The sequence below is a fragment of the Edwardsiella ictaluri ATCC 33202 genome, assembly GCF_000264785.1.
GTDB classification, from domain to species: Bacteria; Pseudomonadota; Gammaproteobacteria; order Enterobacterales; family Enterobacteriaceae; genus Edwardsiella; species Edwardsiella ictaluri.
In genome coordinates this window covers 39,812-58,130 of record NZ_AFJI01000018.1, presented here as the reverse complement: position 1 = coordinate 58,130, position 18,319 = coordinate 39,812, and the positions used below count along the sequence as shown (strand labels likewise).

The following is an 18,319-nucleotide window of genomic DNA, read 5'->3' as shown; positions in this document are numbered from 1 at the left end:
GTTGCGGGGGTGGATACTACGGGCTTAAGGCCATGCTGTCCAGTGCTTTTTTATAAAAGCATCGCGTTTGGCTACACTTTGCTCACCATGCTGTAAAAGCACACGCCTCCGTGTGCTAACCCACCGTGCGCTCCCGGCGGATCGGCCTGTGCGGGGCGACAGCGCGCTATAACTTTCCCGCGTAGTAGTAGGCCACGAAACGCAGCAGCTTAACCTGGCGGCGCCAGCGCGTCGGCTGGGACAGCAGGCGATACAGCCACTCCAGACCAAAGCGGCGCCACAAAAGTGGCGCGCGACGAACCCGCCCGGTGAATACGTCATAGGTTCCGCCAACCCCCATATACAGCGCCTGGGGATAGTAAGCCTGACAGTCGCGCATCAGGATCTCCTGGCGCGGCGAGCCCATCGCGACCGTCACGATCTGCGCCCCGCTGGCGCGAATCCGTTCAAACAGCGCATCGCGTTGATCTGAAGGGAAATAGCCATCCTGGGCACCGACGACATTGACCCCCCACCGGCAGCGCAGCACCGCCTCGGTCTGCGCCAGCACGTCGGACTGGCCTCCGACCAAAAACACCGGAATGCCCAGTTCACCGGCGCGCTGCATCAGCGCCTCCCACAGATCGGCACCGGCGATACGGCTGACCTGTGCCCCCGGGTATTTACGCCGAATGGCACGCACAATACTGATGCCATCGGCATATTTATACTCTGCCGCCGCGATCAGCGTCCGCAACGCGGCGTCATCCTCCGCCGTCATCACCTTTTCAGCGTTCATCGCCACCAGCGTGCCCGGACGTACCGCGCTCTCCATCAGCAGATGGCGCAGAAACTGCTCGCTGTCGCGAAAGCCCCAGATATCGATACCACGAATCGCGTAATGTGGAATTGACCCGTTACTCTCCATCGTTCCTATCCTTGTGGGTCGGCGATCCCTCCCCGACAGAAGGCGCCGCGATAGCCGTGCGTGCGCGGATCAGCCCCGCCGCATCAAACAGCCAGTACAGCAGCTTTGCCAGCAGCAGACAGCAGCCGAAAATAATACAGAAAAACACCACGCGCGAAACAAAGGCATCAAGTCCCTCGCGCGCCAGTACGATCATATTAAACACTGCCCCGAAGCAAAACGCCTGGATCACCGCGCCCCGGTAGCGGTTTGACGCCGTACACCCCCGGGTATACAGCCAGTCGAACCACTTGATAATCAGCCCCACGGCGATCGCCCCCAGCGGAATAAACGCCGCGCCGCCCATCACCACCAGCGAACCGATCAGGGTGGGGGAGATGGCCAGCCCCGAATGGTTGTCGAGCACCTGCCAGGTAAAATAGTTGGCGCTGTTCAGCACCAGATGCGGCCGATCCGGCCACATCCAACCGGGGATAAAGACATAGAAATCGCGGGCAATCGGCGCCAGTCCCTGAAAATCTATCTGGGTATAGTGCTGCAGCAGCAGCGCCAGATTCTCCCAGGGCGAGAAAGTGTCACGCGTCAGATAAAGAAAGGTGTAGAAGGCCTCATCGCCGCTTACCGCCAGACCGTAGCGCTTGAGGGCCAGCCAGAACATGCCCACGACCCCGACAACGCCGGCCAGCGCCAGCATCCACAGGGTTATCCAGCCGCGCTGGATACCGATAAACAGGAACAGGGCGAAGGCGATGATGATGTTGGCGCGCGTTCCGCCGACGATGACGTAGGTCAACAGGCCAAAAATCACGGTACTGACCAGGAAAAACAGCCAGGCGGCCTGCGTCTGACGGAGAAAGTACACCACCAGCATCGCCGGAATAAAAAAGTAAAAGAAGCGCTTTAGCGCCACGCCGGAGACGCCACTGGAGAAGATCTGGCTATAGGAGTGCAGCTTGAACAGCAAAAAACCGTTGTTGAGGAAGAAAATGGTGACGGTCACCAGCGCCACCAGCGCCAGCAATATCCAGGTCAGCTGCGCCTCCACCCGGTTGAGCTGTAGCCAGGCGGAGCCGCTGCCCGGCGCCGACGTCGCTGAACGCAGCCGCGTCTTGTAGGTGACGTAATAGAGAGCGTAAAACGCCGTGGCCGACAGCAGGGCGTACAGCATCTCCTCCGCCGGCACCGTCGCCACGTCAAAGCGGAACACCAGCGTACAGGTCAGCGGAAAGCCAAAATAGAATGTCAGCAGAAATAACAGTGAAAAGAACACATTAAAATTAAAGCGAACCCGGCGAAACTCTTTGTAGGTCAGAAACGCCACAAACAGCAGCGAGAAAAAGTACACCAGCGTCAAACCGGCAAACTGCATCAGGGTCATGGCCGTTCTCCCAGCGCCAGCGCCTGCAGCCAGCCATCAATATAGTTGGGATCGAAAAAGGCGATCTGGCTCAGATCGCGCAGCGCCAGCTGACGCTGCGCTGCCCGCACCGCGACGTCATCCGGCGCGTCATCGTCAAACAGCACCGGCAGCTGTTGAGCGGCCATATCGCGCCAAAAGGGGTTCTGCCGACTCAATACCGGGGGGATCCCCTGCTGTAGCAGCAGACACAACGTGCCGATCCCCTGCTGACGCTCAAAGATAAAGTAGCCCAGATCGCAGCGGGCCAGAAGCGCCAGATAGTCGGTAAAGGCAACCTGCTGCGTCAGCAGCGTCGCGTTATGGCCAAACAGGCTCTCGGCTCGCTCGCGTACCTGCGCGATATAGGCCTGGTTGTTGGCCGGATAGCCCAGCGGTACGATGACCCGCGTCTGCGGACCGAAAGTATCGTGCAGCCGCTGCAGCGCTACCAGATGGCGATTGCTGCGATCGCCGGAGTTCCCCACCAGCACCGTCAGCGCGCCCGACGTCTCCCTAACCCGCTGATTGCACGTCAGCGCCGGATCCATCCGGGTCGGAAAATAGAGCGTCGACGTCGCCACCCGGGGATGGCGCTGCCGATAATAGTCCAGATCGCCCTGCGTGGCGAAGACATGTCCCACCCGCCCCTGAGCCAGGCGGCGCAGGCCGTAGTACAACCGGTATTTCCAGCCACGGGCCTCCTCATACAGATCGGCCCCCCACACGTGCCACAGCACCTGCTGCGGCCGCAGACGTCCGCACAGCAGCGCCAGCCATAGCCAGGGATTAAACTGACCGTGCAGGAAGAAGCGCAGGGTGCGATCCGCGCGGGCGCGGGCGAGCAGCGCACGCGCCAGCGCGCGCTTGTCTGGCCAAACCTCGATATCCAGCGTGGTCAGGGCAGCGAACGGGGCGGCGTCACGCGCCACCACCATAAAACGCCGGCGCGGCGCAGTCGCGGCGCGCTGCGACAGCACGCCGTCAAAGAAACGCAGCAGCGTCAGATTATGGTGCGGAATATCCGCTCCCAGTACGTGAATCAGTGTTGTCATGCGCGGTTACGATAAATCCAAAATACGCTGCCACACAGCAGGAAATAAATAATATAGGTTGCCATATAGGCCTGAGCGGCACCCAAGGCGCCATGCTGCGGGATCAGAAAGCGCGACAGCAGGGTCAACAGGATAAACTGGCTTATTTCGCACAGCAGGTAAAAGCGCAGCGAGGCTTTGGCGATCACCAGATAGCCGAAGACATAGGCGCCCACCTTAAACACATCCCCCGTCAGCTGCCAGGCAAACAGGTCACGCATGGCGCTGAACTTCCCCGACAGCAGCAGCCAAATCACCAGATCGCGCAGCAGCCAGACCATAAAGCTGACGGCCGCCACCGCGGGCAGAACAAAGCGCAGCGCGCGCAGGATCTCCTGCCCAACCGCCTGACGGCTGCGCAGCCCGGCCAGGGTCGGCAGCAGGTAAACGCTGAACGAGGCGGTAATAAACTGCAGGTAGGCGTCGGATATGCCGCTCACCCCTTGCCAGATCCCGACGGCCTCCCAGCCATCCAGCGCCGCCAGCTGATTGCGCATCATGACATAGGCAACCGGCATCGTCACCGCGGTCATCACCGCCATCAGGGTAAACTTCCCCAGGCCAGCGGCCAGCGGCCGATCCCAGGACGGACGAAAATAGCGCCACGGGATATGACGCTGGCGCCACAGCACCCATAGGGCCGGCAGCGTGGCGACCGCCGGTACCAGCGCCAGCCCGGCCAGCGCACCGCGGTAGCCACCCCAAAAATAGCTCAGGGTATAGGCCGCCACGCCCAGCAGGCTGCCGAGCGCAACCGCCAGCGCATTGCCGCGAGCGTCGCGATACCCCTTGATCACCGCCAGGCAGTAGTTAGCGCAGGCAATGCCCATTTGCAGCAACGCCACCAGGCGGATCACCGCCTGATAGTCATCGTGGCCAAACAGCGCCACGCTGATCGGCGCAGCCCCCAGGGTAAAGATCAGCGCCAGCAGCAGGGAGAACCCCAGGATCATCGTCGATGCGGTGCCCAGCAGCGCCCGTAGCCGCAGCGGCTGCTGGCGATACTCTGCGACATACTTGGTGATACCGTTGAAAATCCCGGCGCCCGACAGCACCCCCAGAACGGTGATCACCTGACGAAAGTTGGCCGCCTGCCCCACGCCGACGGGGCCGAACGCCACGGCCAGCAGCTTGACCACCACCAGCCCGGCGCCGATCTTGATCAAGGTCGAACCGGCGGTCCACAGCGATGCGCGTGCCAGGGACATCAGCGGAAGAAGCTCTGAATGCTGTTAATCACCGTCCGTTGGTTTACGTCCGGCAAATTATAAAACAGCGGAAGGCGTACCAGACGCTCGCTCTCACGCGTGGTGTAGCGATCCTCACCGACGAAGCGGCCAAAGCGCGCCCCTGCCGGGCTGCAGTGCAGCGGGATATAGTGGAATACCGCCATAATCTCCGCCTCTTTGAGAAAGTCGATAAAGGCGCTGCGTTCGCGCATATCGCGTAGCTTGAGATAAAACATATGCGCGTTGTGCCCGCAGTGCGTCGGCATAGTCGGCAGCGCGAGGCGCCCAGCCCCGGCCAGCGGCGCCAACGCCTCGTGGTACTGCCGCCACAGCTGCAGGCGCCGCTGATTGATGCGATCGGCCACCTCCAGCTGCGCCCACAGATAGGCGGCCTGCAGATCGGACATCAGGTAGCTGGAGCCGATATCACGCCAGGTATATTTATCCACCTGCCCGCGGAAAAACTGGCTGCGGTTGGTGCCCTTTTCGCGGATGATCTCCGCCCGTTCGATCAGCGCCGCATCGTTTATCAGCGTCGCGCCGCCCTCGCCGCCAGCGGTGTAATTCTTGGTTTCGTGAAAGCTGTAGCAGCCGATGTGGCCGATGGTGCCCAGCGCCCGCCCCTTGTAGGTCGCCATCACCCCCTGCGCGGCATCTTCGACCACATAGAGGCCGTACTGCTGCGCCAGCGCCATGATGGTATCCATCTCACAGGCGACGCCGGCATAGTGCACCGGTACGATGGCGCGGGTTTTCTCCGTGATCGCCGCCTCGATCAGCGTCTCATCAATATTCATCGTATCGGGACGTACATCGACAAAGACAATCCGGGCGCCACGCAGCACAAAGGCGTTAGCCGTCGAGACAAAGGTAAAGCTCGGCATGATCACTTCGTCGCCGGGCTGGATATCCAGCAGCAGGGCCGCCATCTCCAGCGACGCCGTACAGGAGGGGGTCAACAGGACTTTGGCGCTGCCGAAGCGCTGCTCCATCCACTGCTGGCAGCGGCGGGTGAAGCCGCCGTCGCCGCACAGCTTGCCACTGGCCATCGCTGCCTGCATATAGTCGGACTCGCTGCCGGTGACCGGGGGCGCATTAAATGGGATCATTGTGTTCACCTCGATCGGGATAACGTTATCGGTATAGCCAATAAGCGGTGGCAGTCAGCTGCGCACCGCAACCAAGATACAAACGCTGCGCCGCCAGATTGCCTATCTGGGTTGCCACGTGCAGCCGGGACAGGCGCTGTGCGTGACACCACGCCTGCGCCTGCGTGACCAGGCGCCGCCCCACGCCGCCGCGGAACGATGCGCCGTCCACCGCCAGCAGCCCAATCCGGGCGCTGCCGTCCACCTGTCGCCGCAGTGTGACAAATCCCTGAGGATTGCCCTCATTATCCAACGCCAGCAGGCAAGCGTGATCGAACGTGCCATAGACGGCCTTCTCGACCCATTCGGCATAGAAGCGCGCGCTCTCCCCGTCGCGATACCAAGGGGCCCGAAAACGGCTCAGCGCAAAGGCATCGCGCGCCAGGGCGCGTAGCCACAGGCAATCCTGCGCCTGCGCCTGACGTTGGCCACCGGATGCCGACGCGGACGATATGGGCAGGATAAAGTCGGCCTCCCCCTCAGCAAGACGGAACCCCAGCGCCTGCAGGGCATCGCAGCGCGCCAGATCGCGGGCGTCCACCTTCGCCTGCAGCAGCTGATAGGCATCGCACGCCGACGCCAGCAATGGCGGAGCCCGATCGTCAAACATCAGCCGCCCGCTGCGCAGGGCAAAAAAGGCGCTCTCCCACGCCAGCGGCTCAATACTGGCGTGGACGGACATGCAGTAGCTCCCGCAGATAGGCGCCATAGGCGGTCTTGTCCAGCGATGCCGCGGCGCGCGCTACGCCGTGGTCATCCAGCCAACCGTTGCGCCAGGCAATCTCCTCCAGGCAGGCAATCTTAAAGCCCTGCCGCTTCTCCACCGTCTGCACAAAGGCGCTGGCCTCCAGCAGGCTGTCATGAGTCCCGGTATCGAGCCAGGCGAACCCCCGCCCCAGCAGCTCTACGTTGAGCTCACCACGCTGCAGATACATCTGGTTAATACTGGTGATCTCCAGCTCGCCACGAACGGAGGGAGTAACCCTACGGGCAAAGTCCACCACCTGGGCATCATAGAAATAGAGCCCGGTCACCGCCCAGTTCGAGCGCGGCCGCTGGGGCTTCTCCTCGATAGAGAGGGCACGGAAGTCGTCATCGAACTCAACCACCCCAAAACGCTCGGGATCCATCACCTGATAGCCGAATACCGTTGCACCGCCCCCGCGCTGTGCCACCTGACGCAGCTTTGGGCTAAACCCTTGGCCAAAAAAGATATTGTCCCCAAGGACCAGGCAACAGCTATCGCCGTCAAGGAACGACTCTCCGATTAAAAACGCCTGGGCCAGTCCCTCTGGACGCGGCTGCTCGGCGTACTGCAACCGGACGCCGATATCGCCGCCGTCACCCAACAGCCGCTGAAACGCCGGTAGATCCTGCGGGGTACTGATCAGCAGAATGTCGCGGATCCCGGCCAGCATCAATACCGACAGCGGATAATAGATCATCGGCTTGTCGTAGATCGGCAGCAGCTGTTTGGAGACGCCGCGGGTGATGGGATACAGGCGGGTGCCCGATCCCCCCGCCAAAATAATGCCTTTCATCGGTCATCCTTATCTTCGCGTACGTGAACGCGTCAGGCCAGCCCCAACCGTTCACCGGCATAGGAGCCATCCATCACGGCGCGCCACCAGCGCTCATTGGCCAGGTACCAGGCGACCGTCTTACGGATACCGCTCTCAAAGGTCTCCTGTGGCCGCCAGCCCAGCTCTCGCTCGATCTTGGCGGCGTCGATCGCATAGCGCACATCATGACCTGGGCGATCCGCCACATAGGTGATCAGATCGGCAAAATGGCGCACGCCGACGGGTTTTTCCGGCACCATCTCCTGCAGCAATGCGCACAGCGTCGTCACCACATCAATGTTGCGCCGTTCGTTGTGACCGCCGATGTTATAGGTCTCCCCGACCTGCCCGGTCGTCAGCACCCGATACAGCGCGCAGGCATGATCCTCAACGTACAGCCAGTCACGCACCTGCAGGCCGTTGCCATAAACCGGCAGCGGCTTAGCGGCCAGCGCATTGATGATGGTCAGCGGGATCAGTTTTTCCGGAAAGTGGTAGGGACCGTAGTTATTCGAGCAGTTGGTGATCAGCGTCGGCAGCCCGTAGGTACGCAGCCAGGCGCGCACCAGATGATCGCTGGCGGCCTTGGAGGTAGAGTAGGGGCTACTCGGCGCATAGGGCGTATCTTCGCGGAACAGCGCCTGCGGATCGTGCAGATCCCCATACACCTCGTCGGTAGAGATATGATGGAAACGGAATGCTGCCCGCAGCGCCACCGGCAGCGCGCTCCAGTATCCACGCGTCGCCTCCAGCAGGGTATAGGTGCCCACGATGTTGGTCTGAATAAAATCCGCCGGGCCGTCGATAGAGCGATCGACGTGGCTCTCGGCCGCCAGATGCATAATGGCATCAGGCCGGTACTGGGCAAGGATCCGATCCATCGCCGCGCGGTCGCCGATATCCGCCCGCTCAAACGCATAGCGATCGCTGTCCGCCACCGGCGCCAACGAGGCCAGATTACCGGCGTAGGTCAGCTTGTCGACCACCACCACGCTGTCGGTCGTATCCATGATGATATGCCGCACAACGGCCGAGCCGATAAAGCCGGCGCCGCCGGTGACCAGAATGCGTCTCACCGCCATACCCCCTTGGTATCCACCACAAAGCGCTGGGTCACCGCCTGCGGCGCCAGCGCCCGGAACGGCTGATGATCGACCAGCAGCACCACGACATCGGCCTGCGCCAGCGCCGTCGTGCAGTCCGTCAGCTGCGCCATACCGGCCAGGCGGACGGGCAGCTGGTGAATGTTGGGCTCAACCACCAGCGTGGTGCCGCTGTGCCACTGCGCGACCATCTCGGTGATCTCCATCGCCGGACTCTCGCGCAGATCGTCGATATCCGGCTTAAACGCCAGGCCGAAGCAGGCAATGGTCGCTTCGGAGGCCCGTTTATCCTCCGCGGCCAAGCAGTCGGCCAGCGCCGCTTTCACCCGATCGACGACCCACAGCGGCTTGCCGTCATTCACCAGGCGCGCCGTATGGATCAAACGCGCCAGCTGCGGATTCTGCGCCACGATAAACCAAGGGTCTACCGCGATACAGTGCCCGCCGACGCCCGGCCCCGGCTGCAGAATATTCACGCGCGGATGACGGTTAGCCAGCGCAATCAGCTGCCAGACATCGATACCCTGAGCATCGCAAATCAGGGACAGCTCATTGGCAAAGGCAATATTCACGTCGCGGAAGCTGTTTTCGGTCAATTTACACATTTCGGCGGTGCGGGCGTTGGTCTCCACGCACTCCCCCTCCAGAAACAGCCGGTACAGCGCGCTGGCCTGAGCCGAACAGGTTGGCGTCATGCCGCCGATCACCCGATCGTTGCGCAACAGCTCCACCATGATTTTCCCCGGCAGTACCCGCTCTGGGCAATAGGCGACGCGGATATCCGCCTGCTCGCCGTCCTGATGGGGGAAACGCAGATCCGCCCGGCACTCGGCCAGCCAGGCGCACATCTGCTCCGTGGCACCCACCGGAGAGGTCGACTCCAGGATCACCAGATCCCCTTTCTTCAGCACCGGTGCAATGGAGCGCGCCGCCGCTTCGACATAGGTTAAATCGGGCTCGTGCTCGCCCTTGAAGGGCGTGGGAACCGCGATCAAAAAGGCGTCGGCTGGCTCGGGTCGCATCACCGCTCGCAGAAAGCCCCCCTCAACAGCGCGCTTCACCGCCCGATCCAGATCCGGCTCAACGATATGAATTTCACCGCGGTTGATGGTCTCGACCGCATGTTGACTGACGTCGACCCCGATCACCTGCTTACGGCACCCGGCAAATGCCACAGCCGTCGGCAAACCGATATAACCCAGTCCAATAACGGAAATAGTGTCAAAGCTCATAGTGTTGCCCGATAATTTTTTAATGCGCTCAAAATACGCTGACAGGCATACCCGTCACCATAGGGGTTAGTAGCATGGCTCATCGCCCGGTATTGCTGCTCATTCTCCAACAGCAGGCTCACCTGCGCGACAATCGTCGCTGTATCCGTCCCCACCAGACGCACGGTCCCAGCCTGTACCGCCTCCGGCCGCTCAGTGGTCTCCCGCATCACCAGCACCGGTTTACCCAGCGAGGGAGCCTCCTCCTGGATCCCTCCTGAGTCGGTCAAAATCAGCTGGGCGCGCCCCATCAAATAGACAAACGGCAGATAGTCCTGCGGCGGGATCAAAAAGACATTCTCGATGTCGCGCAGGATGCGGTTAACCGGCTCGCTGACGTTAGGGTTCAAGTGTACCGGATAAACGACCTGTACCTGCGGATGGCTGCGCGCAATCTGCGCCAGCGCGCCGCAGATGCGCTCAAAGCCACCGCCAAAGCTCTCTCGTCGATGACCGGTCACCAGCAGCAGCGGCTTATCTGCGTCCAAAAACGGGTAGGCTGCGGCCAGATGGGCCTGCAGTGCCGTATCGGCGCAGATCCTGTCGCGCACCCACAGCAGGGCATCAACCACGCTATTACCGGTCAGGTGGATCGTCTGTTCACCAATGCCTTCACGTAGAAGATTGGCGCGCGCCGTAAGGGTCGGCGCAAAATGGAGGCTGGCCAGGTGTCCGGTCAGTGTCCGGTTGGCCTCCTCGGGCCAAGGCGAATAGAGATCGCCGGTACGCAGCCCCGCCTCCACGTGCCCGACCGGAATTCGCTGGTAAAATGCCGCCAGGCTGGCCGCCAGCGTGGTGGTGGTATCGCCGTGAACCAGCACTACGTCGGGTCGGAACTCGGCCAGGATGGGCTTGAGCCCCTCCAGAATCCGGCAGGTAATATCGCTCAGATCCTGTCCCGGACGCATAATGTTCAGATCGTAATCGGGCTCGATTTGAAACAGCCCCAGCACCTGATCCAACATCTCCCGGTGCTGGGCGGTGACGCAGACGCGGGCATCAAACGCGGCGTCGGCGGCCAGCGCATGCACCAAGGGGGCCATTTTGATCGCTTCAGGACGCGTGCCAAAGACGGTTAACACTTTCACTGTATCATTCTTCTTTTGTTACCGCCGATCCCCGCCCGCTGGCACGGATCGGCCAATTCCCTGTTAAGCGTTAACGCTGGCGCTCAGATCCGTGCACGACGGGAAAGTGCAATACCGGCGCCAAGCAGCGCACCAATGGCGCCCCACATTACCATCATAAAGAGTCGGCGCGGACTATCGCGCTTCACCGGCTCCTCCGGCGTACGCAGATAGCGATAGGGCTGAAACGCCGCGTCCAAAACCGGCCCGACGCTCAGGGTCGTGAGCATCGCCCGATTCCGGTCATAGTCAATGTCATAGGATGGCCCAACGGCGCGCAGTGCCTCCAGACGCGCGCGCAGCATCGGCTGTCCCAGCATAAACAGCTCGGCATAGGGCAAGTCGGCCTGCGCCGTCGTTGCCATGCTGCGGGTAATCCCCTGCTGCGCGGCAATCTTCAGCCCCTGCTCCAGGCCGTTTAACTCACGCTGATAGATCGCCTGTGCCACCGCCTCCTGACGTTTTACCTGCGCCTTCAGAAAGGTGCTGCGGGCCGCCCAGGCCCCCTGCAGAGACGCATTCAGATTGGCGCTGGCACGATGGGCGGCAAAGGCAACGTACTGGCGCAGCAGCTGGTTAGCCTGCGCGGCGCCGTCGGCGGTAAGGCGAATGCTGTCATCGCTGTGCTTCGTCGCCTCCCCCGGCGTAAAGACGATCTGATTAATCAGCTCATCCAGCAGCGCCGCATCCGCCTGTGCACTCCCCTCTTTATGACGCTGATAATAGGGGCTACGCAGCCAAAACTCGCGCCGCGTGTCATAGGAGGCCAGCTGTGTCGTGAACTCGGCATACGCCTCATCAGCGATGCTGCCCTGCGCCGCCGCGCCGCTGGGCGCACTCAGCTGCGCAAGATTGCGTAAAAACTGCTGCTGGGAGTAGTAGCTACCCAGACGGTTAACGCCCGGGCTCGCAGTGATCGCCGCCGCGCTCCATTTCTGCGGCATCAGCAGAGAGACGCCCAGCGCCAGCGCCGCAAACAGCGCTGCCGTGCCAACGACCCAGGGCTTACCGTGCCACAGCGCACGACACAGCCCCCGGACATCCAGCTCATTCTCCACGGGCATCGGATTTTGACTCACCATCGGTTTTCCCTTTATGGCCGACTAGGGCCGTTAGACATGTATGCCTGTCGATTTACGACGCAGGCGGCGCTTAAAGCGCTTCACCATACGCGCCACGCGCCACGCGCGCTTGATACAGTAACCATAGAGGGCAAAAGCAAGCAAGAACAGTGCCATCATGGCATATTCAGGCAGCCAGATCTCACCCAGAACCCCAATCGCCGCCAGCAACACCGCCGCCAGCGTAATCAGGACAAACGCCTGGCGGGAGGTAAAACCAGCGCGCATAATCAGGTGATGAATATGCTGGCGATCTGGAGAAAAGGGACTCATCCCTTTGCGCAGGCGCCGATACATAATGGCGATCATATCCATCAGCGGTATCGCGATAACCCACAGCGCCGTCACCGGGTTCATCGGATGCCCGCGCCCCTGGGTGCTCTCCAGCAAAATCCAGATAACGGTAAAGCCGATCAGGGTACTGCCGGCATCACCCATAAAGACCTTGAAGCGCGGCCCAACCACGCCCAGGTTCAACAGAATATAGGGAAGCGTTGCCGCGATAATCGCAAAGCACCACAGCGCCAAATCCGGTTGGCCGTCCCACTGCAGCAGGATCCCCATGGCGGCAAAGGTGACGCAGGAGAGACCGCCGAGCAGACCGTCGATACCGTCCACCATATTAAAGGCGTTGATCGCCGCCCATACCGCAAACAGCGTCACCAGATAGCCGAAGGGGCCTAAAATCAGCTCCCATGGCCCTAAGACAAATCCCAGGCTGCGCAGGTATAGGCCACCGGCGACCATCATGGCGATGGCGATCAGTGCCTGCACCGTGGCGCGAAACTTTACGCTGATATCGAAACGATCATCCAACGCGCCGACCAGCACCAGGATCCCGGCACAGATCAGATACAGGGTAGCATGAGGAATGTAGGGTTTAAAAAACAGAAAAGTAAAGCAGATCCCCGCGTACACCGAGATACCGCCGACCAGCGGGATCAACCCCTGATGCCGCTTACGGTAATTGGGCTTATCCACCAGGCCTATCTTCTTGGCCACCCGGCGGGCGACCAGTAAAAAAGCCATCGAGAAAAGGAAGATAAGGAAAAATTTGCTACTCAGTGTGAGTAAATTCACGGTTAACTGCTCTCTATCTGATCGCCGCCATGACATTACGCGACGATATCCCTTTAACAATACCAACACATCGGCGAAATAGACCCGGCAAGCCAGGACATATAGAAAGACATCGCCTGGACTTCCGCAGTCAGCGGCATATGCATAATCTGGACGACTCGCCGCTTTTATACATATTTTGCAAAAAATATGTTTGTCTAATCGTATCCGCTAAAAGCACAAAACGCCACGTTATTGCTAACGAGGCGTCGTTTTTCCCGAGTTGGCAGAGACGATGATTAAGAGCGTTTCATCATGTCAAAGAACTCATCGTTAGTTTTGGTCATTGCCAACTTATTGATCAGGAACTCCATCGCATCGATCTCACCCATCGGGTGAATAATCTTGCGCAGGATCCACATCTTCTGCAGCTCCTCCGGCGTGGTGAGCAGCTCTTCTTTCCGGGTACCGGATCGGTTGTAATCGATGGCGGGGAAGACACGCTTCTCCGCAATCTTACGCGACAGATGCAGCTCCATGTTACCGGTGCCCTTAAACTCTTCGTAAATAACCTCATCCATCTTAGAGCCGGTATCGATTAGCGCCGTCGCGATGATGGTCAGGCTGCCGCCCTCTTCCACGTTACGCGCCGCGCCGAAGAAGCGCTTCGGACGATGCAGGGCGTTGGCGTCCACGCCACCGGTCAACACTTTACCGGAGGCCGGCACCACGGTGTTATAGGCGCGGGCCAGGCGGGTAATGGAGTCCAGCAGGATGATCACATCTTTCTTATGCTCGACCAGACGCTTGGCCTTTTCGATCACCATTTCAGCAACCTGAACGTGACGTGATGCCGGCTCATCAAAGGTCGAGGCAACCACTTCACCCTTCACCAGACGCTGCATCTCCGTCACCTCTTCCGGACGCTCATCGATCAGCAGCACCATCAGCACGCAGTCAGGATGGTTATAGGCGATGCTCTGGGCAATATTCTGCAACAGCATCGTCTTACCGGCCTTCGGCGGAGCGACGATCAGACCGCGCTGACCGCGGCCAATCGGCGAGGCCAGATCCAGCACGCGGGCGGTCAAGTCTTCCGTAGAACCGTTGCCGCGCTCCATGCGCAGACGCGAGTTGGCGTGCAGCGGCGTCAGGTTTTCAAACAGGATCTTGCTGCGGGCATTTTCCGGTTTATCATAGTTAACTTCGTTAACCTTCAGCAGGGCAAAGTAGCGCTCACCCTCTTTCGGCGGGCGAATTTTACCGGAAATGGTATCACCGGTACGCAGGTTAAAACGGCGGATTTGGCTGGGGGAAACGTAGATATCATCGGGACCGGCAAGGTAGGAACTGTCTGCGGAGCGCAGGAATCCAAAACCGTCCTGCAGGATCTCCAGCACGCCATCGCCAAAAATATCTTCGCCGCTTTTCGCATGCTGCTTGAGGATGGCAAAAATAATATCCTGCTTACGCATGCGCGCCAGATTTTCCAGCCCCATGCTCTCGCCAAGCGTAATCAACTCAGAAACCGGCGTATTCTTTAATTCGGTAAGATTCATAGTGGTGGGTTCTTTAAACTCGGGGTATATCTCGAACTGTATAGTGAATGGTATGACAGGGTCATCCATGCCTGTTTGCGAACTTTCCTTCCCCCCTGCGCGCCCATGCTGCTAACGGTGCGACAGATCCAGCGGACGATTCTCGCTGATGGGACGAAAGAGGCGTTAACGATTTAAAACCTATGTTTTAACTTGCTGATCCATGCTTCATCCCGGCGATAAAGCCACATACAACAGGAAGATCGCTGGCAATACAGAGGTTTCAAACAGAGTAAAACTTAGATTCTAACTTTCGGATCAAACCAGATGATTCAAACTACAGGTAAGCACTGACTAGGCAGCGTGGTTAAACTTAACACGCTTATGAGCGGACGTCTAGCGGTCAACAACAAGAATCCGTTAACCGCCGGACGCCGTCACAAATGGCGGGCAACCTTACAGGTTGGCATCCAGAAACTCTTTCAACTGAGTCTTGGACAGCGCGCCCACTTTGGTGGCCGCTACCGCGCCGTTCTTGAACAGCAGCAGCGTCGGAATACCACGGATACCGTACTTCGGCGCAGTGGCCGGGTTTTCGTCGATATTCAGCTTGGCAATGGTCAACTTCCCTGCATACTCGGCTGCGATTTCGTCCAGGATCGGAGCAATCATCTTGCACGGACCGCACCATTCAGCCCAGAAATCAACCAGGATCGGGCCTTCAGCCTTCAGCACGTCAGCCTCGAAGCCACTGTCGCTCAGGTGAACAATTTTATCGCTCATGTTCTACTCCACAGGATTAAGTCTGCCTTGTTGGTTATAGTAATAGCCTACTTCCCCCAACAAAGGGTTGACTTTATTTCATCGGATACGCTTTCGTAAAGCAATACTTTCGTGAAGATACGGTTAACTGTTATTCTACGCCATTATGAGCAAAACACACTTGACTGAACAGAAGTTTGCCGACTTCGCCCTGCACCCCATGGTGATCAAAGCCCTTGAATCAAAAGGGTTTCACAGCTGCACTCCCATTCAGGCACTGGCATTGCCCCTGGCGATCGCCGGGCGTGACGTTGCGGGGCAGGCGCAAACCGGCACCGGCAAGACGCTAGCATTTTTAGCGTCTACTTTTCATTATCTACTGACTCATCCGGCCATTGCCGAGCGCAAAACCAATCAGCCGCGCGCGCTGATTATGGCGCCGACACGTGAGCTGGCCGTCCAGATCCACTCCGATGCCGAGCCGCTGGCCCAAGAAACCGGCCTGCGCCTGGGCCTGGCCTACGGTGGCGATGGCTATGACAAGCAGCTCCGGGTCTTAGAGCAGGGTGTCGATATTCTGATCGGCACCACCGGACGCCTGATCGACTATGCCAAGCAGGGTCACGTTGACCTTGGCGCCATTCAGGTCGTGGTGCTCGACGAAGCCGATCGCATGTTCGATCTTGGCTTTATCAAAGACATTCGCTGGCTGTTCCGCCGTATGCCGCCGACCGCCCAGCGCCTCAACATGCTATTCTCCGCCACCCTCTCTTATCGCGTACGTGAACTGGCGTTCGAGCATATGAACAACGCCGAGTATGTCGAGGTTGAGCCGGAGCAAAAAACCGGCCACCGGATCCAGGAAGAGCTGTTCTACCCCTCCAACGAAGAGAAAATGCGCCTGCTACAGACGCTGCTGGAAGAGGAGTGGCCGGATCGCTGCATCATTTTCGCCAACACCAAGCACCGCTGTGAGGACATCTGGGGGCACCTGGCCGCCGATGGCCACCGTGTCGGCCTGCTGACCGGGGACGTACCGCAGAAAAAACGCCTGCGCATCCTGGAGGATTTCACCAAGGGGCACATCGATATTCTGGTCGCCACCGACGTCGCCGCGCGCGGCCTGCATATCCCGGCGGTCACCCATGTGTTTAACTACGACCTGCCCGACGACTGCGAAGACTACGTGCACCGCATCGGCCGTACCGGTCGTGCCGGCGCCAGCGGCAACTCCATCAGCCTTGCCTGTGAAGAGTATGTGCTGAACCTACCGGCTATCGAAAGCTATATCGGCCATTCGATTCCGGTCAGCAAATACAACGGTGATGCCCTGCTCAAGGATCTGCCGGCCCCCAAACGCCTGAGCCGTAGCCGTAACGGCACCGGCGCACGCCGTCCGGGATCGCCGCGCCGCGGCAGCGGCGCACCGCGCCCTAACCGTAAACGCTCAGGTTAATCAGTATGGGCAAGAACGCCGCGTTGTATGCCGCCATCGATTTAGGCTCTAACAGCTTTCACATGCTGGTGGTGCGTGAGATGGCCGGCGGTATCCAGACACTGGCGCGGATCAAGCGCAAGGTGCGTCTGGCCGCCGGTCTGGACGCTGACAATACCCTGTCGCCGGATGCAATGCAGCGCGGATGGCAATGCCTGCGCCTCTTCGCCGAGCGCCTGCAGGATATTCCCATCGACCACATCCGGGTCGTTGCGACGGCGACGTTGCGCATCGCCCGGAACGCCGACGCGTTCATCGAGCGAGCGCAGGAGATCCTCGGGCGGCCGGTACGCATCATCAGCGGTGAAGAGGAAGCCCGCCTGATTTATCAGGGGGTTGCCCACACAACCGGCGGCGCCCGCCGGCGACTGGTGGTCGATATCGGCGGCGGCAGTACCGAGCTGGCCTGCGGCGAAAGCGCCAAGGCCGACGTTCTGTTCAGCCTACAGATGGGCTGCGTCACCTGGCTGGAGCGCTACTTCAGCGACCGTCACCTGACACAGGCCAACTTTGCCCGCGCGGGCGATGCCGCGCATGCGATGATAGCCCCGGTGCACGACACGCTGCTACGCCATGGCTGGCAAGCCTGCGTCGGCGCATCCGGTACCGTGCAGGCTCTGCAGGAGATCATGGTCGCCCAGGGGATGGACGAACGCATCACCCTGGATAAGCTGTGTCAGCTGCGCGATCGCGCCATTGAGTGCGGTAAGCTTGAAGAGCTGGAGATCGAGGGACTGACCCTGGAGCGCGCTCTGGTGTTCCCCAGCGGGCTGGCCATTCTGATCGCCCTGTTTGAGGCGCTGCATATCGACAGCATGACCCTCTCAGGCGGCGCACTGCGTGAAGGTCTGGTCTATGGCATGCTGGCGCTGCCGGGAGGCTGCGATGTCCGAACCCGGACACTGCATAACATTCAGCGACGCTTTTTGATCGATGAAGGGCAGGCCGAGCGGGTCTGGCGCCTGGCCGACAGCCTGTCCCGGCAGCTAACGACCCCGTGGCCGCAGGATAGCAGTGCCAATATGCTGCTGCACGCGGCCTGCCTGCTCCATGAGCTGGGGCTGAGTGTGGATGTGCGTCAGGCGCCGCAGCACACCGCCTATCTGATCCGCCACCTGGACCTGCCCGGCTTCACGCCGGCACAGAAAAAGCTGCTGGCGACCCTGCTGGCTAACCAGAGCGGTCCACTCAATCTGGCGCTGTTTGGCCAGCAGAATGCCGTTCCGCTGCACACCGCCCAGCGGTTGTGTCGTCTGCTGCGCCTGGCGATCATTTTCGCCAGTCAGCGCAACGACGGCACGCTGCCGTCGTTACTGACGCAGGTCTGCGAGGAAAACACCCTGCGCCTGATCCTGCCGACGGGCTGGCTCGCAGCCCACCCGCTGCGCGCTGAAAGCCTGCAGCAGGAGAGCCTATGGCAGGGCTACGCACACTGGCCGCTGCAGATCGTCGAAGCGACATCGGACTGATCCCGATGCCCCCAGTATGGGGCGCTCGCCGGGCGCCC

At 60.3% G+C, this 18,319-nt stretch carries 16 protein-coding genes; 2 read left to right on the top strand and 14 right to left on the bottom strand.

Annotated features, from left to right (window positions below):
• Positions 1 to 166: 166 nt before the first annotated feature.
• From wecG to trxA, 14 genes are all read right to left on the bottom strand, one after another.
• Positions 167 to 907: a lipopolysaccharide N-acetylmannosaminouronosyltransferase gene (wecG, locus tag EIEH_RS01920; protein WP_015869580.1), complete on the bottom strand. Its 741-nt coding sequence runs from the start codon at positions 905 to 907 to the stop codon at positions 167 to 169.
• Positions 897 to 2,285: an ECA oligosaccharide polymerase gene (gene wzyE / locus EIEH_RS01915; RefSeq protein WP_015869579.1), complete on the bottom strand. Its 1,389-nt coding sequence runs from the start codon at positions 2,283 to 2,285 to the stop codon at positions 897 to 899. Before wzyE ends, wecG begins: the two co-directional genes overlap by 11 nt.
• Positions 2,282 to 3,358, bottom strand: coding sequence for a TDP-N-acetylfucosamine:lipid II N-acetylfucosaminyltransferase (locus tag EIEH_RS01910; protein WP_015869578.1), 1,077 nt, complete (start codon positions 3,356 to 3,358; stop codon positions 2,282 to 2,284). The genes wzyE and EIEH_RS01910 overlap by 4 nt, the downstream gene beginning before the upstream one ends.
• Complete coding sequence (wzxE, locus tag EIEH_RS01905) at positions 3,355 to 4,605, bottom strand: lipid III flippase WzxE (RefSeq protein ID WP_015869577.1); 1,251 nt, start codon at positions 4,603 to 4,605, stop codon at positions 3,355 to 3,357. Before wzxE ends, EIEH_RS01910 begins: the two co-directional genes overlap by 4 nt.
• Entirely contained in the window at positions 4,605 to 5,735 is a 1,131-nt protein-coding gene (rffA, locus tag EIEH_RS01900) for a dTDP-4-amino-4,6-dideoxygalactose transaminase (RefSeq protein WP_015869576.1), read from the bottom strand. Before rffA ends, wzxE begins: the two co-directional genes overlap by 1 nt.
• 25 nt (positions 5,736 to 5,760) lie before the next feature.
• Positions 5,761 to 6,456, bottom strand: a complete 696-nt coding sequence (gene rffC, locus EIEH_RS01895) for a dTDP-4-amino-4,6-dideoxy-D-galactose acyltransferase (protein ID WP_015869575.1) — start codon at positions 6,454 to 6,456, stop codon at positions 5,761 to 5,763.
• A complete protein-coding gene (gene rfbA, locus EIEH_RS01890; RefSeq protein ID WP_015869574.1) occupies positions 6,434 to 7,315 on the bottom strand; it encodes a glucose-1-phosphate thymidylyltransferase RfbA in 882 nt (293 codons plus the stop codon). Before rfbA ends, rffC begins: the two co-directional genes overlap by 23 nt.
• A gap of 32 nt (positions 7,316 to 7,347) precedes the next feature.
• Complete coding sequence (gene rfbB / locus EIEH_RS01885) at positions 7,348 to 8,412, bottom strand: dTDP-glucose 4,6-dehydratase (protein ID WP_015869573.1); 1,065 nt, start codon at positions 8,410 to 8,412, stop codon at positions 7,348 to 7,350.
• Positions 8,409 to 9,671, bottom strand: coding sequence for a UDP-N-acetyl-D-mannosamine dehydrogenase (wecC, locus tag EIEH_RS01880; protein WP_015869572.1), 1,263 nt, complete (start codon positions 9,669 to 9,671; stop codon positions 8,409 to 8,411). Before wecC ends, rfbB begins: the two co-directional genes overlap by 4 nt.
• Positions 9,668 to 10,798 carry a non-hydrolyzing UDP-N-acetylglucosamine 2-epimerase gene (gene wecB, locus EIEH_RS01875; RefSeq protein ID WP_015869571.1) on the bottom strand — a complete coding sequence of 377 codons (1,131 nt, stop codon included), beginning with the start codon at positions 10,796 to 10,798 and terminating at the stop codon, positions 9,668 to 9,670. The genes wecC and wecB overlap by 4 nt, the downstream gene beginning before the upstream one ends.
• Positions 10,799 to 10,881: 83 nt before the next feature.
• Positions 10,882 to 11,919, bottom strand: coding sequence for an ECA polysaccharide chain length modulation protein (gene wzzE, locus EIEH_RS01870; RefSeq protein WP_015869570.1), 1,038 nt, complete (start codon positions 11,917 to 11,919; stop codon positions 10,882 to 10,884).
• Between the two features lie 30 nt (positions 11,920 to 11,949).
• A complete protein-coding gene (wecA, locus tag EIEH_RS01865; RefSeq protein ID WP_015869569.1) occupies positions 11,950 to 13,038 on the bottom strand; it encodes a UDP-N-acetylglucosamine--undecaprenyl-phosphate N-acetylglucosaminephosphotransferase in 1,089 nt (362 codons plus the stop codon).
• Positions 13,039 to 13,316: 278 nt separating this feature from the next.
• On the bottom strand, positions 13,317 to 14,576 hold the full coding sequence (gene rho / locus EIEH_RS01860; RefSeq protein WP_005297111.1) for a transcription termination factor Rho: 1,260 nt from the start codon (positions 14,574 to 14,576) through the stop codon (positions 13,317 to 13,319).
• A 435-nt stretch (positions 14,577 to 15,011) separates the two neighbouring features.
• A complete protein-coding gene (trxA, locus tag EIEH_RS01855) occupies positions 15,012 to 15,338 on the bottom strand; it encodes a thioredoxin TrxA (RefSeq protein ID WP_012846980.1) in 327 nt (108 codons plus the stop codon).
• 145 nt (positions 15,339 to 15,483) lie between these two features.
• On the opposite strand from trxA, the gene rhlB reads away from it, so the two are divergent.
• Together rhlB and gppA are read left to right on the top strand one after the other, a co-directional pair.
• Positions 15,484 to 16,773, top strand: a complete 1,290-nt coding sequence (rhlB, locus tag EIEH_RS01850) for an ATP-dependent RNA helicase RhlB (protein ID WP_015869568.1) — start codon at positions 15,484 to 15,486, stop codon at positions 16,771 to 16,773.
• Between the two features lie 5 nt (positions 16,774 to 16,778).
• On the top strand, positions 16,779 to 18,281 hold the full coding sequence (gene gppA / locus EIEH_RS01845) for a guanosine-5'-triphosphate,3'-diphosphate diphosphatase (RefSeq protein ID WP_015869567.1): 1,503 nt from the start codon (positions 16,779 to 16,781) through the stop codon (positions 18,279 to 18,281).
• Positions 18,282 to 18,319 lie beyond the last annotated feature (38 nt).